Source organism: Carboxydocella sp. JDF658, from assembly GCF_002049395.1.
GTDB lineage: Bacteria > Bacillota.
In genome coordinates, this window is the sequence record NZ_BDLR01000177.1 from 1 (window position 1) to 272 (window position 272).

At 43.0% G+C, this 272-nt stretch carries 1 pseudogene; it reads left to right on the plus strand.

What is annotated here, in order from left to right:
- Nucleotides 1-2: 2 nt before the first annotated feature.
- Nucleotides 3-272: pseudogene (locus JDF658_RS14700) on the plus strand (integrase); the annotation flags it as partial.

The window sequence follows — 272 nt, forward strand, 5'->3', positions numbered from 1 at the left end:
TAATTGATGGGAAACTATCAATCAGTGAAGCAGCTATGAGCTTAGGTCTAAGTGAACGCCAGATTAAGCGCCTTAAAAAAGGAGTGATGGAACAAGGGCCGGCGTTCCTTATCCATAAAAATACAGGTCGTAAGCCGCAGCATGCACTCACTGACGAGCTTAAAAGCAAGATTATCTCATTGAAACAATCCGATAAGTACAAGAACGCCAATTTCAAGCACTTTATGGAGCTTCTGGAGGAGCACGAGGGAATAGCCATAAGTTATTCCTGT